Origin of the sequence: Amycolatopsis regifaucium, from assembly GCF_001613935.1 — a bacterium.
Lineage (GTDB): Bacteria > Actinomycetota > Actinomycetes > Mycobacteriales > Pseudonocardiaceae > Amycolatopsis > Amycolatopsis regifaucium.
The window spans coordinates 1,314,104-1,329,053 of sequence record NZ_LQCI01000034.1; the positions used below are offsets into that span (position 1 = coordinate 1,314,104).

The 14,950-nt window shown below is 71.4% G+C and carries 12 protein-coding genes; 10 read left to right on the top strand and 2 right to left on the bottom strand.

Translation table 11 applies throughout. From position 1 onward, the window contains the following. Positions 1 to 14 precede the first annotated feature (14 nt). Both AVL48_RS30250 and AVL48_RS30255 read left to right on the top strand, forming a co-directional pair. Positions 15 to 974, top strand: coding sequence for an AAA family ATPase (locus tag AVL48_RS30250; protein ID WP_061990203.1), 960 nt, complete (start codon positions 15 to 17; stop codon positions 972 to 974). Beyond that, positions 974 to 2,260 (top strand): DUF58 domain-containing protein, encoded by a 1,287-nt coding sequence (locus AVL48_RS30255; RefSeq protein ID WP_061990191.1) that lies wholly within the window; start codon positions 974 to 976, stop codon positions 2,258 to 2,260. Before AVL48_RS30250 ends, AVL48_RS30255 begins: the two co-directional genes overlap by 1 nt. A gap of 61 nt (positions 2,261 to 2,321) precedes the next feature. Here the strand turns inward: AVL48_RS30255 and AVL48_RS30260 are convergent, their stop codons facing one another. After that, on the bottom strand, positions 2,322 to 3,329 hold the full coding sequence (locus AVL48_RS30260) for a stage II sporulation protein M (protein WP_061990193.1): 1,008 nt from the start codon (positions 3,327 to 3,329) through the stop codon (positions 2,322 to 2,324). Between the two features lie 61 nt (positions 3,330 to 3,390). Between AVL48_RS30260 and AVL48_RS30265 the strand changes: the two genes are divergently transcribed. Beyond that, complete coding sequence (locus AVL48_RS30265) at positions 3,391 to 4,299, top strand: RDD family protein (protein WP_061990195.1); 909 nt, start codon at positions 3,391 to 3,393, stop codon at positions 4,297 to 4,299. A gap of 51 nt (positions 4,300 to 4,350) precedes the next feature. Here AVL48_RS30265 and AVL48_RS30270 read toward each other — a convergent pair whose 3' ends face one another. Continuing rightward, a complete protein-coding gene (locus tag AVL48_RS30270; protein WP_063054155.1) occupies positions 4,351 to 5,658 on the bottom strand; it encodes a neutral zinc metallopeptidase in 1,308 nt (435 codons plus the stop codon). Between the two features lie 239 nt (positions 5,659 to 5,897). Between AVL48_RS30270 and AVL48_RS30275 the strand changes: the two genes are divergently transcribed. The 7 genes from AVL48_RS30275 (at position 5,898) to AVL48_RS30305 (ending at position 14,947) form a co-directional block, all read left to right on the top strand. Continuing rightward, positions 5,898 to 7,667, top strand: a complete 1,770-nt coding sequence (locus AVL48_RS30275) for a DUF2207 domain-containing protein (protein ID WP_244162663.1) — start codon at positions 5,898 to 5,900, stop codon at positions 7,665 to 7,667. Positions 7,668 to 7,740: 73 nt separating this feature from the next. After that, complete coding sequence (locus AVL48_RS30280) at positions 7,741 to 9,348, top strand: DUF2207 family protein (protein ID WP_061989216.1); 1,608 nt, start codon at positions 7,741 to 7,743, stop codon at positions 9,346 to 9,348. A 21-nt stretch (positions 9,349 to 9,369) separates the two neighbouring features. Further along, a complete protein-coding gene (locus AVL48_RS30285; RefSeq protein ID WP_061989214.1) occupies positions 9,370 to 10,674 on the top strand; it encodes a M16 family metallopeptidase in 1,305 nt (434 codons plus the stop codon). Then, entirely contained in the window at positions 10,671 to 12,050 is a 1,380-nt protein-coding gene (locus tag AVL48_RS30290) for a M16 family metallopeptidase (RefSeq protein WP_061989212.1), read from the top strand. The genes AVL48_RS30285 and AVL48_RS30290 overlap by 4 nt, the downstream gene beginning before the upstream one ends. Further along, positions 12,047 to 13,060: an NAD(+) diphosphatase gene (nudC, locus tag AVL48_RS30295; protein WP_061989210.1), complete on the top strand. Its 1,014-nt coding sequence runs from the start codon at positions 12,047 to 12,049 to the stop codon at positions 13,058 to 13,060. Before AVL48_RS30290 ends, nudC begins: the two co-directional genes overlap by 4 nt. A 127-nt stretch (positions 13,061 to 13,187) precedes the next feature. Next, positions 13,188 to 13,430 (top strand): hypothetical protein, encoded by a 243-nt coding sequence (locus tag AVL48_RS30300; RefSeq protein ID WP_061989208.1) that lies wholly within the window; start codon positions 13,188 to 13,190, stop codon positions 13,428 to 13,430. A gap of 266 nt (positions 13,431 to 13,696) precedes the next feature. Beyond that, entirely contained in the window at positions 13,697 to 14,947 is a 1,251-nt protein-coding gene (locus tag AVL48_RS30305) for an ROK family transcriptional regulator (protein WP_061989206.1), read from the top strand. Positions 14,948 to 14,950 lie beyond the last annotated feature (3 nt).

Below are 14,950 nucleotides of genomic sequence, written 5' to 3' on the forward strand. Positions count from 1 at the left end.
CCGGGCAGTCCGATGTGGACGGTGCGGCCGAAGCGCGCGCGGCGCTGATCGCGTTGCGCGCCGAGGTCGGGAAGGCCGTGGTCGGCAACGACGCGGCCGTCACCGGGCTCATCATCGCGTTGCTGTGCCGGGGGCACGTGCTGCTCGAAGGCGTTCCCGGCGTGGCGAAGACCTTGCTGGTGCGCGCCTTGGCCGCCGCGCTGGACCTGGAGACGACCCGGGTGCAGTTCACACCGGACCTCATGCCGGGCGACATCACCGGCTCGATCGTCTACGACGCGCACAGCGGCGAGTTCTCCTTCCGCGAGGGCCCGGTGTTCACCAATCTGCTGCTGGCCGACGAAATCAACCGCACCCCGCCGAAAACGCAGTCGGCGCTGCTGGAGGCGATGGAGGAGCGGCAGGTCTCCAACGACGGCAAGACCCAGCCGTTGCCCGATCCGTTCATCGTCATCGCGACGCAGAACCCGGTCGAATACGAGGGCACGTACCCGCTTCCCGAGGCGCAGCTGGACCGGTTCCTGCTGAAACTGACCATGCCGACGCCGTCGCGCGAGGACGAATTCGGCATCCTTTCCCGGCACGCGCAAGGATTCGACCCGAGGAACCTGGTCGCGGCCGGGATCAAACCGGTCGCCGGGGCCACCGAACTCGACGCGGCGCGGCGCGCGGTCGCCGGCGTCACCGTGCGCCCCGAGGTGCTCGCCTACATCGTCGACGTCTGCCGGGCGACGCGGGCGCTGCCGTCCGTGCGCATCGGCGTCTCGCCCCGTGGCGCGACCGCGCTGCTGGCCGCGACACGCGCGTGGGCTTGGCTCGCCGGCCGCGACTACGCCACCCCGGACGACGTCAAAGCCTTGGCACGGCCGTCTTTGCGGCACCGGCTCGATCTGCGGCCCGAGGCCGAACTCGAAGGCGCGACCGCCGACGGCGTGCTGGACCGCGTCCTCGCGTCCGTGCCCGTTCCACGCTGATGGCCGTCACCGGGCGGCTCGGGCTGCTGGCGCTCCTCGCGGCGCCGGTGGTCGGCCTCCTGCTGCCGTCGTGGGCCGGGATCGGGCTCGCCGCCGCGGTCCTGTTCCTGTTGGTGGTGCTGGATCTCCTGCTCGCCGGGAGGGTGCGGAGCCTGCGATTCGCACGATCCGGTGCGACGTCCGTACGGCTGGGTGAGGCCTGCGAGGTCACGCTGACCGTCGCCAACCCCGGTGGCCGCCCGGTGCGCGCGTGGCTGCGGGACGCCTGGCCGCCCAGCGCCGGCGCGGACGACCGGCACCGCTTGACCTTGCCCGCGGGCGAACGCCGCGTCGTGACCACCCGGCTGCTGCCGACCCGGCGCGGCGACCGGCAGGCGGTCCGGGTCACCGTCCGGTCGACCGGGCCGCTCGGCCTCGCGGCCCGGCAGGGTTCGCACGACGTGCCGTGGACCGTGCGGGTACTGCCGCCGTTCCACAGCCGCAAGCATCTGCCGTCGCGGCTGGCGCGGCTGCAACAGCTCGACGGCCGCAACGCGGTACTGATCCGGGGACAGGGCACGGAATTCGACTCGTTGCGCGAGTACGTGATCGGCGACGACGTCCGGTCGATCGACTGGCGGGCCTCGGCCCGCGCGTCCGACGTCATGGTGCGGACCTGGCGCCCCGAACGCGACCGGCACGTGGTGCTGGTCCTCGACACCGGCCGCGTCTCGGCGGGCCGGGTGGGGGACGCGCCGCGGCTCGACGCGGCGATGGACGCCGCGCTGCTGCTTGCCGTGCTCGCCGCGCGGGCGGGTGACCGCGTCGACCTCTTCGCCTACGACCGTCAGGTGCAGGCCGCGGTCCAGGGATCGACGGACCTGCTGCCCACCTTGGTGAACGCGATGGCACCGCTCGAACCGTCGCTCGTCGAAACCGACGCGCGCGGGATGGTCGCGGAGGTGCTGCGGCGGACCCGGCGGCGCGCGCTGGTCGTCCTGCTGACCGGCCTGGACGCGGCACCGCTCGAAGAAGGCCTGTTCCCGGTGCTGTCCAACCTGACTTCGCGGCACCAGCTGGTGGTCGCCTCGGTGGCCGATCCGCGGGTGGCCGACATGGCGGCGGGCCGCGGTGACGCGGAGGCCGTCTACGACGCCGCCGCGGCCGAGCGGGTGCTGGCCGAACGGCGCCAGGTCACCGCGCGGCTGGCGCGGCACGGGGTCGAGGTCGTCGACGCCGTTCCCGAGGACCTCCCGCCGCGACTGGCCGACCGGTATCTCGCGCTGAAGGCGGCCGGGCGACTCTGATCTCGCGGGCGCGTCGGCGCCGGTGAGTGGCCCACGCGGACCCCGGTCGGGGCTGACCAGGTCAGCCCGCCTCCGGTCGAGAATCACCGGCGTATCGCCAGTCGACATCGCCCGTTTCCCCCGTGTTCGCGGCCTTACGCCCGACCACGAACACATAGAGCAGGAAAGCTATTTCGGCGATTACGCCGATTCCGACCCGCGCCCAGGTCGGCAGGCCCGACGGGGTCACGAAGCCCTCGATCACGCCGGAAATCAGCAACACCACGGTCAGGCCGAGCGCCATCACCACGACCGACCGCCCCTGCTCGCCGAGCGCCGCCGTCCGGGAACGGCGTCCCGGGTCGATGACCGTCCAGCCCAGCTTCAGTCCCGTCCCGGCCGCGACGAACACCGCGGTCAGTTCCAGCAGGCCGTGCGGCAGGATCAGGCCGAAGAACACGTCGAGCCGTCCGGCCGAGGCCATCAGCGCCGCGCCGACCGCGAGGTTCAGTGAGTTCGCCCAGAGCGCGTAGATCACCGGGAGACCCATCACCACGCCGAGGAACAGACACGTCGCGGCCACCCACGCGTTGTTGGTCCACACGCGCGCGGCGAAGGAGCCGGCGGGGTCGGACGAGTAATACGTCTCGTACTTCCCGCCCGGCGCGGTCAGGTCCTTGAACTCCTCCGGCGAGGCCAGCGACGCCAGTACCTGCGGGTCACCGGCGATCCACACCGCCGCGATCGCCATCACCGCGATCGACGCCGCCGCCGACGCGAGCCACCAGCGCCTGCTCAGGTACAGCGCGGCCGGGAAGCGCCGGGTGAAGAACAGGCCGACCTCGCGCCAGGCGGGGCTGTGCGAGCCGGTGACGGCGGAGCGCGCCTTCGCGACCAGACCGGACAGATGCGCGACGAGCGCGGGATCGGGCGCGACCGAGCGGATGACCGAAAGATGCGTGGCGACGCGTTGGTACAGCGTCACCAGCTCGTCGGCGTCCTGGCCGCTGAGTTTCCCGGCGCGGCCGACGAGGTCGCGCAGCCGGTCCCAGTCCGCCTGATGCGCGGCGACGAACACGTCCACGTCCAACTCGGAGCCCTCCCGACGATCGTCCTTGGTCGCCCAGCCTATTCGTCACTACGCTTGCCAGGTGGAACAAGAGTCCGAACTCGTCACCGGCGAGGCCGTCGTCCTGGACGTGCGCGCGGCGAAACTGGCCAGCCGAGGGCTCGCCATGATGATCGACGTCGCCCTTCAGCTGATCGCGCTGTTCGTCGCGATGCTGATACTGAGCCAGGTCGCCGCGTTCGGCGACGAAGCGCTGGCGCTGACCCTGTTCCTGGTGACCCTCGTGCTGATCATGGTCGGCTACCCCGTGCTCTTCGAGACGCTCAGCCGGGGCCGCACGCTCGGGAAGATGGCGCTCGGCCTGCGCGTGGTCCGCACCGACGGCGGTCCGGTCCGGTTCCGGCACGCGCTCGTCCGCGGGCTCGCCGGCTTCTTCGTCGACTTCTGGGCGCTGGGGCTGCTCGGCGTCGTGGCGGTCGTCACGTCGCTGCTTTCGCCCAACGGGCGCCGGGTCGGCGACTACCTCGCCGGCACCATGGTGATCCGCGAACGCATGCCCGCCGCCCGGACGCCGTACGTCGGGATGCCGCCGGAGCTGGCGTACTGGGCCTCGCAACTGGACTTGACTCGCTTGCCGAACGACCTCGCGCTGGCCGTCCGCCAGTTCTTGAGCCGGACGAGCGAGCTGCGTCCCGAGGCTGTCGAGGCTCTCGGGTACGGCCTCGCGCAGCAGGTCGCGGCGGTGATCGGGGCGCCGGTGCCGCCGGGGGTGCCGTCGTGGGCGTACCTGTCGGCGGTGCTGGCGGAGCGACGTCGGCGGGATCAGGCGAAGCTCCAGCACGCGCCGCTTCAGCCTGTCGTGCAATACGTGCCGCCTGTGCAGGCCCAGCCGGGGCAGCCCTACCCACAGCCGTATCCGCAGGCGGTCGCTCCCGCGCCGGTCACGCGGCCGGAGCCGGAACCCGAGAACCCCTTCGCGCCTCCGGGCTGACCCTTGCCCCGCATTCAGAGGACTGAATGCGGGGCAGGGGTGGCCTCGGTGTCAGGACACCTCGGACGAGTTCGCCGCCCAGGTGTTGCACTGGTACATCCGGTTCTTCTGCGCGCCGTGCTGCCACCACGAGACGGCGTGCGCGTCGGAGCCGTGGTCGCGCGGGCCGCCGTTGTGGTCGCCGCGATCCTGCGATCCCCACGCGTCCCGGTACATCGCCTGGTCGACCGAGCCGCCGCGGCCCACCGTCGAGCCGAGGAACGTCCCGGAAAGACACTGCGCCGAGAGTTCGTTCCGCCGCGACATCTCCAGACCCGCCGCCGAGTCGGTGCCCGCTTCGTACCGTGCGTCCCAATAGGCGTCCGAGATACCGGAAAGCGCCTGGATGTGGTGCGCGTACTCATGGGCGAAGACGGCCAGGTAGACCCCGGGCCGGTTGCCGTACTGGTCGACCTGTAGGCCTTCGTACGGCATGTACAGCGTCTCGTTCTGCGAGCAGTAGAACGCCGCCACCGCGCCATTGCTGGCGTCACCGCACGGGCTCGACCAGTTCTTGCCGGAGGGGTACTTCACGGTCGGGACCCGGAACGGCAGTTTCGTGTAGTTCATGACCTGTTGCCACACGCTGTCCAGACAAGGCCGCGCGCTCTCGAAGAACGCCGACGCCGCGTTCGGGTTGTTCCCCCAGCGCGAGAGGTTGCACGCCTGGTTCGGCAGGCCGACGTCGGTGTTCAGCCACAGCGGGTTGTCCGCCAGCTTGTGCTGCGGTTGCGGGCCGGACGGCGCCCGGCTGGCCGAGGTCTCGCGGGTCGAGCCGGTCGACGTCCCGCGCGTGGCGGTCGAATCACGCGAGCTGGTGGCGGTCGTCGTCGACGTGTCACTGGACGTGGTCGTCGTCGAGTAGTCCGAAGTGGACGTGGTCGGGTAGGCGCCGGTCGTGTATCCGGCGTCGGCGGTGTGGCGCGTACCGCTGTTCGCGATGGCGATCACCATGATCAGCCCGCCCATCACCGCCATCACGGCCACGATCGCGACGGCCGCGATGACCCCGCCGTTCGACTTCTTGGCGCGGTATCCGCCATAGGGCGTGAACGCCGGCTGCGTGAAACGCGGGCCGTAGGGAAGCTGTGGCGGGCCGACAGCGCCGGGCTGGAACGGGACCGGGGCGCCGATCCGCGGCGGCGGAAGCGGAGCCGCGCCCGGTGGCGGCAGCGGTATCCCGCCGCTCGGCGGGCCCGGCCGGTACGGCGGCGGGATCGGCGTCGGCGGCGGGATCGGCGGCCTGCCGGGACCCTGCGGCCCAGGGCGGCCGGGCGGAACCGGGCCACCACCGGGGCCCGGCCGGTTCGGCGGCGGCACCGGCGGACCACCGTGCGGCGGCAGTGGACGCGCGCCGGGCGGCGGGAGCGGACGGCCACTTCGCGGTGGCCGTGGCGGCGTCGGTGGCGGAGTCGGCCGGCGCCGCGGATCAGGCGGGCCGGGCGGCTGGTGGTTCATCGAGTGGATCCCCCATGCGGTCTGCAACGCCTTTCGCCCCAGGTGGCGGATTTCGGCGTTTCGGCGGTCAGCATAGATCGGCTGGCCTAGAGTGTGTGGCTGTGTTGACGAAATGGGGGACGGCGGTCGTGGCCGTCGCGGCGAGCACGGCCTTGATGGCCCCGCCGACGGATTCGAACGTTCCGGAGGCGCCCGAAGCGGGCCCTTCGCTGACGAACGCGCCGCAATTGCCGAAGCCGCCGCCGCTCGGCGCGCGCGGCCAGCTCGGGCTGCTGCAGCCGCCGAGCGGCGCGGCCACGAACGTCGCGGTGAAGGTGGAACGCGACGGTTCGGTGTCGATCACCGAGCAGGTGACCGTCCCGGGTGGACAGCACCTGGTACGCCGGATTCCGTTGAAGGTTCCCGCGACCGAGGAGCAGGACCGGGTCTACGGCATCCGTGACGTCACGGTCGACGGCGCGGGCAAGACCGAGCTGACCGGCGAGCAGCTGGTCGCCACCTTCGACGGGGGCGCGGCCACCCTCAAGTACAAAGTGGACGGGGCGATCGCCGACGTCGGCGGCGCGCAGCAGGTGCGCTGGCAGGTCGCGAGCGGCTGGGACGGCGAACTGTCCCGCGTGACCGCGTCGTTCAGCGCGCCGACCCGCGAAACGCCCACAGTGGACTGTTTCGCCGGCCCGCTCGGTTCGGACAGGCAGTGTTCGCTCGCCGAGACCGACCACAGCGGTGTCGTCCGCATCGAACAGGACAAGCTCGCGGCCGGGGAGCGGGTCGATCTAGCCGTCCAGCTCCCGGCGGGCACCGTGCCGGCCAACGCGCGGTTCGAGCGCGTCGACTCGGTCGGCGGCGCGTTCGTGCTCACCACGCTCACCGGCATCGGGTTCGGGGTGCTGGCGCTGTTCCTCGTGCTCGGCGCGGTCGCCGTCTGGCTGTCGCGCCGTCGCGACAAGGGCGCGCTGACCGCGGGCACCGGCCCGGTCGACGTCCTCATGCGTGACGGGGACCGTGTCTTCTTCGCCTCTCCGGACGGCGTCCTGCCCGGCCAGGTCGGCACGGTCGTCGACGAGACGGTCGACGTCGTGGACGTCAGCGGCACGGTGGTCGACCTCGCGGTCCGCAACTACCTGTGGATCGCCGAGGTCCGCGGCGCCGGGACCGTCGATTGGCAGATCGCCCGCCGCAACGCGCCGGACGAGCACCTCGTCGCCTTCGAGCGCGAGATCTACACCGCCCTCCTGCCCGAGGGCACCGATTCCGTGCTGCTGTCGGAACTCCGTGGTCGCGGCACCGTCGACCTCCGCGTCGCCGGCGAGGCGATGTACGCCGATGTCGTGCGCAAGGGCTGGTTCTCGCGCCGCCCGGACAAGAGCAGGAGCAAGCTCACCTGGGTGGGCGTCGGCCTGGTCGCGCTCGGGCTCGTGGGCACCGCGGTGCTGACGTTCACCGCCGGGCACGCCCTGCTCGGGGTCGCGGTGGCGCTCGCCGGGCTCGCCGTGCTGCTGGGCGCGTCGTGGGTGCCGCCGAGGACCTCTCGCGGCAGGCGCCTGGTCGGCCAGGTGCGCGGCCTCCTCGAATACCTGCACACGGTCAAGGTCGCCGACATTCCGCCGGTAGACCGGGAAATGGTGTTCTCCCGCTCGCTGCCGTACGCCATCGTGCTCGGCGACACCGAACACTGGCTCCGGACGTTCGAGGCGCTCGACCCGTCGGCGGACGGTTCGGCCGGGCTGTACTGGTTCGGCGGGCTCGAAGGCGACCGGGATCTGCGCCGGTTCGCCGCGCATCTGCCGTCGTTCCTGTCCGCTTTGGACGGTCTGCTCGCCGAATCCGGGCACCTGCGCTCCCTTCGCCCGGAACCGGTCCCCGCCTGAGGTGAAGGCACGCGTTTCGTCCTCTGAATGCGGTACTTGCACGCGCAAGTACCGCATTCAGAGGACGAAACGCATGGTCGTGGTGGCGCTTCTGGTGGTCTTGGGCGCGCTACCGGGTGCACCGGCGGGAGCACAAGGCGAACCGCAACTGCCCACGCTGCCCAACAGCGCGGAGATCTCGCTCAAGGTGGAACGCGACGGCGCCCTCTCGGTCGTCGAGGCCGTGTCCGTGCCGAGCGAAGCGACGATGACGCGCCGTGTTCCGCTGCGGACCGCCGCCCCGCGCGACCGCGACCGGATCATCGGCATCCGCGACGTCGTCATCGAAGGCGCGGGCAATTCCGAGCTGACCGACGACGAATTCACCATCCGGCTCAAGGGCGGCACCTCGATCGTCCGGTACACAGTGGACGGTGCGGTCGCCGAAGCCGACGGCCTGCTGCGGGTCGGCTGGCAGGTCGCGGGCGGCTGGGACACCGGCCTCGAACTCGTGCGCGCCGCCTTCGCCGCGCCCGCCATCCCGAACGCGGTCACCTGTCACGCCGGTCCCGAAGGCTCGCGCGTGCACTGCGGTACCGCGCAGATCGGACATTCCGGGCTGACCCGGTTCAGTCAGCAGAACCTCCCCGCCGGACAGCGGATGGAGATCTCGGTCGAGTTGCCCGGCGGCACCGTCCCGGCGAACGCGCGACTGGAGCCGTCGAAGACCTTCGCCGGAGCGTTCGTGCTCACCGCGCCGGTCGGCTGGGCTTGGGGTGGCTTCGCGCTCGCGCTGATCGCGGGTGCCGTGGCGCTGGGCGTGCTGCGACGGCGGGACCGGCGTCCGGGCGGCGCGCTCCCGGTCCAGCTGCTCACCGGGAAGGACGAACAGGCCGCGTTCACGTCACCCGAGGGCGTGCTGCCGGGACAGGTCGGGTTCGTCCTTTCGGGGCGGACCGACGCCGTCGATCTGGCGGCGACGGTCGTCGACCTCGCGGTCCGGAACTACCTGTGGGTGAGCGAGGAGGCCGGCGAACTCACCGACTGGCGGCTCGTCCGCCGCAACCCGCCGGACGAGCAGCTCACCGCCTTCGAACACGCGGTGTTCGACCTCCTGCTCCCGGACGGGCGGGAGTCGATCCGGCTGTCGGAGATCCAGTCCGCGGGCATCGGGGTCGACGCGGTGCGGGGCGCGTTGCGTGACAGCGTGGTCGAGCGTCGCTGGTACTCGCGCGGACCCGGCAGGCTCACCCGGGCCGGTCTGCGGATCTGCTTTTACGGCCTGTTCCTCACCGTCCTGCTGGCGCTGACCGTCGGCTACGCCCAACTCGGGCTGATCGTCGTCGCCGCGGGCGCGGTACTCGCCGTCGCCGCCCGCCGGCTGCCGGTGCGCACGGGGGCGGGCATCGCGCTGCACCGGCGGCTGCTCGGCGTCCGTGAGGCGGTGCTGGCGACCAAGCCGGCGGCCGTCCCGAAGCTCGAACGCGAGGTGCTCCTGTGGCGGGCGCTGCCCTACGCGCTCGCTCTCGGCGAACAAGAGACCTGGATCGCCGGCTTCGCCGCAATCAAGGGACCGCCCAAGATCTACTGGTATGGCAGGGAAACCGCCGACGAGGCGGAGATCGCGCGGGTGAGCGACTTCACGGCCGCGCTAGTGGGAACCTTCGCCGCGACCCGCCAGGGTCGTCGCCTGAAGCCCTGACCAAGCCGTAGGGTGGTGCGCATGGCCGATCCCGAGCTTGTCCGATTCACCCTCGACAACGGTCTGCGCGTGGTGCTCGCGCCCGACGAGACCGCTCCGGTGGTGGGTGTCAGCGTCCACTACGACGTGGGCTTCCGTTCCGAGCCCGAAGGGCGCACTGGTTTCGCGCACCTTTTCGAGCATTTGATGTTCCAGGGGAGCGAGAGCCTGGAGAAGCTCGCGCACTTCCGATACGTCCAGTCGAGTGGTGGCAGCTTCAACGGCTCCACCCATCCGGACTACACGGATTACTTCGAGGTGCTTCCCGCCGCGGCTCTCGAGCGCGCCCTGTTCCTCGAAGCGGACAGGATGCGGGCGCCGAAGCTGACGCAGGAGAACCTGGCCAACCAGATCGACGTGGTCAAGGAGGAGATCCGCCTCAACGTGCTGAACCGGCCGTACGGCGGGTTCCCGTGGATCCTGCTCCCGCCGGTGCTGTACTCCACGTTCCCCAACGCGCACAACGGTTACGGCGGTTTCGAGGATCTCGAACAGGCCACCCTGGACGACTGCGCGGCCTTCTTCGACACCTACTACTCGCCCGCGAACGCGGTGCTGACCGTCGCCGGTGACTTCACCGTCGAGCAGGCGCGCGAGCTGATCGAGAAGCACTTCGGCGACGTGCCGCACCGGCCCGCGCCCCAGCGCCCGTCGTTCGCCGAGCCCGCCCCCGAAGGCGAGCTGCGCGGCGAGCACGTGGACCCGCACGCCCCGCTGCCCGCGGTCGCGCTCGGTTACCGCATGCCGGATCCGATCAACGACCTCGACGGCTACCTGGCGAACCTCGTGCTCGCCGGGGTGCTGACCGACGGCGACGGCTCCCGGCTGCAGCAGCGTCTGGTGCACCGCGAACCGCTGGTCGTCGACATCGGCGCCGGTGCCGGGCTGTTCGGCCCGTTCGAGGCCCGCGACCCGGACACCTTCACCATCACCGCCATCCACCCGCACGAGGTGAGCACCGAACAGGTCCTCACCGCGCTGGACGAGGAGCTGGAGAAGCTGGCGGCCACGCCGCCGGAGGACCAGGAACTCAAGAAGGTCACCGCGCGCTGGGCCGCGAGCCTGCACTCCGAGCACGACAAGCTGGTGTCCCGCACGCTGGCGCTGGGCTCGTTCGAGCTGCTGTACGGCGACGCGTCGCTGGTGCACCGGCTCGCCGAGAAGATGTCGGCGGTCACCGCGGAAGCCGTTTCGGCGGCGGCGAAGGCGCTGCGGCCGGATTCGCGCGCGGTCCTCGTCATCCGTCCGGGTAGTGGAGCTTCAGATCAGGAAGGTACCGAGCAGTGAGCGCACCGCACCGCACCGCCGAGGAGATCGGCCGCACGGCCGCCGGGCCGCGTCCGGTCCCGTCGCTGGGAACGCAGCGCGCCGCCGCCGATCTGTCCCATGTGGACACCACACTGAGCAACGGGCTGCGGGTGCTCGCCGTCCGCAAGGCCACCGTGCCGCTGGTCGAGCTGCGCCTGTGGATCCCGTTCGCCGGTGACGACGCGCTGCACCCGGCCACCGCCGAGGTGCTGGCCGAGACGCTGCTGACCGGCAGCGCCCGCCGCGACCGCATCGAGGTCGACGCCGACCTGGCGCTGATCGGCGGCGACCTGGCCGCCGGTGTCGACCCGGAGCGGCTGGCCGTCACCGGTACGTCGCTGGCCGACGGCCTGCCGACGATGCTCGACGTCCTCGCCGACGCGCTCACCGGCGCGTCGTACGCGGACGCCGAGGTCGAACGGGAACGCGAGCGGCTCATCGAGCGGATCGCCGTCACGCGCACGCAGCCGAGGACGATCGCCCGCGAGGCGCTGCAGAAACACCGCTACGGCGACCACCCGGCGACGCGCGAGGTGCCGAAGGCCGAAGACGTGGCGGTCGTGACGCCGGAGCAGGTGCGCGCGCTGCACCGGGCTTCGGTGCTGCCGCGCGGATCCGTGCTCGTGCTCGTCGGCGACATCGACCCGCAGGCCGTCATCGGCGATCTGGAGAAGGCGCTCGGCGGCTGGGCTTCGGACCGCTCCGCCGTCCGGCTGCCCGAGCTGCCCGCGCTCACCGGCGGCCACGTCCTGCTCGTGCCGCGCGCCGGTGCCGTGCAGTCGCAGATCCGGCTGTCCGCGCAGACCGTTCCGCGTACGGACCCGGGTTACGCCGCGCTGCAGCTGGCGAACCTCGCCTACGGTGGGTATTTCTCGTCACGGCTGGTGGAGAACATCCGTGAGGACAAGGGTTACACCTACAGCGCGCACTCCGGATTCGAGTTCACCGACCAGACCGCGGTGGTGAACGTCGACGCGGACACCGCGACCGACGCGACCGCGGCCGCCCTGCTGGAGACGCGGTACGAACTGGCGAGGCTGGGTCTCGTGCCGCCGACCACGGACGAGGTCGAGTCGGTGCGGCAGTACGCGATCGGTTCGCTGGTCACGTCGGCGTCGTCGCAGGGTGGGCTGGCCGCCCAGCTGTCCGCGCTGGCCGCGACCGGGCTGGGCGTCGAATGGCTCGCCGGGCACCCGGAGCGGCTCGCCGCGGTCACCGCCGAAGACGTGGCCAACGCCGCACTGGAGTACTTCGCGCCGAAGCGGTTCACCGGGGTCGTCGTCGGCGACGCCGACGTTCTCGCGCCGAAGCTGAAGGCACTGGGCGACGTGACCGTCGGGGAGCCGGCTGAATGACCACGCCGTTCGGGTTAGGGGCGCTCCCGACGCTTTCGCGCTCCACGGCGGACCGTCAGGAATCCTTGCGCACCAACCCGGACAGGCTCGCCAGGCGCTGGCCGGACGCGCGGGTCGTGCTGCTCGACGAGCACTCCCGCACCCCGGTGGTGGAGGGTTCCGGCACGCTCGCGACCCGCAAGACGCAGGACTTCGGCACCGAGCCGCCCGCCGACGCGATCTTCCTGGGGGAGTGGCAGGGCACCGACTTCTGGTCGCTGCCCGGCCGCCCCGCCGGGGAGACCGAGACCGTCGAGATGGCGGGCAGCTGGGGCGTCGTCGAGGAGGTCCCCCGGCACGAAGGCGAGATCTGGGTCGACTTGCGCGGCTACGGCGACCTGCTCGACGACACGTCGGCCGGGTTGTTCACCACCGCGCAGGCGCTCCGGAACTGGCGCCGCCAGGCGAAGTTCTGCACGCGCTGCGGGCACCCGGTCGAGGTGATCCAGCTGGGCTGGGCCAGCAAGTGCACCGGCTGCGGCCGTGAGGAGTACCCGCGCACCGACCCCGCGGTGATCTGCCTCGTGCACGACGACGCCGGTGTCAACGGCGAGCACGTCCTCTTGGCGCGCCAGCCGATCTGGCCCGAGAACCGGTACTCGATCCTCGCCGGTTTCGTCGAGGCGGGGGAATCGCTCGAAGGCTGTGTCGAGCGGGAGATCCGCGAAGAGGTCGGCGTCGACGTGCGCGACGTGCGCTACCTCGGCAGTCAGCCATGGCCGTTCCCGCGGTCGATCATGCTCGGCTTCACCGCGCGGGCCGACATCTCTTCGACGATCGTGCCCGCCGAGGGCGAGATCGAAGAGGCGTTCTGGGTTTCACGCGAGGAGGTGCGGGCGGCGTTCGCGAACAGCCGGCTGCGGAACGCGGGCGCCGTGCCGACGCCGATCGCCGGTGGTCGGCGCCAGCTGGTGCTGCCGGGGAACTCGTCCATCGCGCGTGTGATGCTGGCGGCCTGGGCGGGCGTTTAGGGCTTCACGCGCCACAGTGGTCGCAGGTCCGAGCCGGAGTTGGTGATTTGCCCTCGAAGCGGCAAAGCGTCCGATATCCTCCCGGCGTCCACTTTCTGGATCATCAAGTCAAGACACTGGGGTAAGCATGAAGAACACCTTGCGGCGGTTCGCCGTCGCTGGAGCCGCTGTCGCGGCCTTCGCCTCGTTCAGCGCGGTGAACGCCGGAGCGGCGCAGGCCTCGGACTACGAGTACTTCGGTTCGTACACCGAGGAGGACTGCGGGATCACCGGCCACCATGGCCAGATCGCGGGAGACTGGAACGGGTGGATGTGCTACCCCACCTCGCTCCCCTGGGTGTGGGATCTGTACGTGCAGCCCAACTTCTGATCAACGCCTTGACGAAGGGCCGCTCAGGACGCTCCTGAGCGGCCCTTCGTCGTCGAGCTGCCTGTCACGCCTGCGCGAGCAAGGCCGCGCTCCTAGCTCACTGTGCCTCCACGCGTACCCGCTGTGCGGAACACCGCAAGCGTTATCTCCCCGTTTCCCCACCCCGTTGACGGCTGTGGTTCGGCTCACTACAGTCCCCGGAAACCGTCTGTAAAGTTTCCTAACGAAGTCGGGAGCGAGCCACAGTGCGAGCCGGTAGTCCGCGAATGCTGCGCGAGATCAACGATCGTGCGGCCATCGAGGTCCTCCTCCGGGAGGGCCCGCTGACGCGCTCCGAGCTCGAAGTCGCGATCGGCCTGTCGAAGCCCGCGACGGCGCAGCTGCTCACCCGCCTCGAACAGGACGACATCGTCGGCAAGGCGGGCGTGCGCGGCGGTGGCCGTGGCCCCCGGGCGCAGCTTTGGCAGGTCAACGGCGGTCTCGCCTATGTCGCGGCCGTCGACCTCACCCCCCGGAAAGCCGATTTCGTCGTCTCCGACGTCACGGGCGCGGTGCTGGCGGAGTACCAGGTGCCGCTCCCGGTCCATGAGGGCGCGGACGTCGTCGGCACCTTCGGCACCGCGCTCACAAAGGTCGCGAACGACGCCGGGCTCGCCGCCACCGATCTCCGCCACGTCGTCATCGGCGCGCAGGGCGCCTTCGATCCGCGCACCGGCCTGCTCTCGTCGGCGCCGCACATCCCCGGCTGGCTCGGGTTCGACGTGCCGCGCAGGCTCAGCGCGGAACTCGGCGTCGAGGTCACCATCGAGAACGACGTCAACCTCGTCGCCATCGTCGAAATGACCGTCGGCCAGGCGGTCGGCCTGGACGACTTCGTGATGATCTGGCTCAGCGACGGCGTCGGCGGCGCGGTGGTGGTCGGGCGGCGGCTGCTGCGCGGCGCGACCGGCGGTGGCGGCGAAATCGACTGGATGCGCGTTCCCGATCCGGTTTCCGTGGCCCGGCAAGGCGAGAAGCCGCGCGCCGGTGACCGTTTCGGTGACCTCGTCGCCTCGCCCGCGGTCGTCGAACTCGCCGCCGCGCACGGCATCGAGGCCGTGGACGGGGCGGACGCGGTCACCAAAGCCCGCGAAAGCGCCAACGAACCCTTCCTCGACGACCTCGCCCGCCGCGTCGCGGGCGGCGCGGCCAGCCTGATCGCGGTCGTCGACCCCGAACTCGTGCTGCTGTCGGGTGACACCAGCCGCGCCGGTGGCGAGGAGTTCGCCGCATCGGTCGCGAACCGGCTGCACGAACTCGTCCTGCCCCGCACCCCCGTCGGGGTCGCTTCGGTGCAGGGCAACGCGGTCCGCGCGGGCGCGCTTCAATCCGCGCTCGCCACCGTGCGCAGGGACGTCTTCGGCGTCAACACCCCTTCGCTCCTCGGGCCCAGGCGGTCCGGGGCGGGAGAGCCGAACCCGATCGTGGCGATCCCGGATTCACGAACAGAACCACCGTCTCCCGCCCCAACCAACTAGGAG

Coding starts and splice junctions, on each gene's coding strand:
- AVL48_RS30255 (WP_061990191.1), top strand. CDS start 974: ATGGCCGTCACCGGGCGGCTCGGGCTGCTGGCGCTCCTCGCGGCGCCG.
- AVL48_RS30280 (WP_061989216.1), top strand. CDS start 7,741: ATGGTCGTGGTGGCGCTTCTGGTGGTCTTGGGCGCGCTACCGGGTGCA.
- AVL48_RS30285 (WP_061989214.1), top strand. CDS start 9,370: ATGGCCGATCCCGAGCTTGTCCGATTCACCCTCGACAACGGTCTGCGC.
- nudC (WP_061989210.1), top strand. CDS start 12,047: ATGACCACGCCGTTCGGGTTAGGGGCGCTCCCGACGCTTTCGCGCTCC.
- AVL48_RS30300 (WP_061989208.1), top strand. CDS start 13,188: ATGAAGAACACCTTGCGGCGGTTCGCCGTCGCTGGAGCCGCTGTCGCG.
- AVL48_RS30305 (WP_061989206.1), top strand. CDS start 13,697: ATGCTGCGCGAGATCAACGATCGTGCGGCCATCGAGGTCCTCCTCCGG.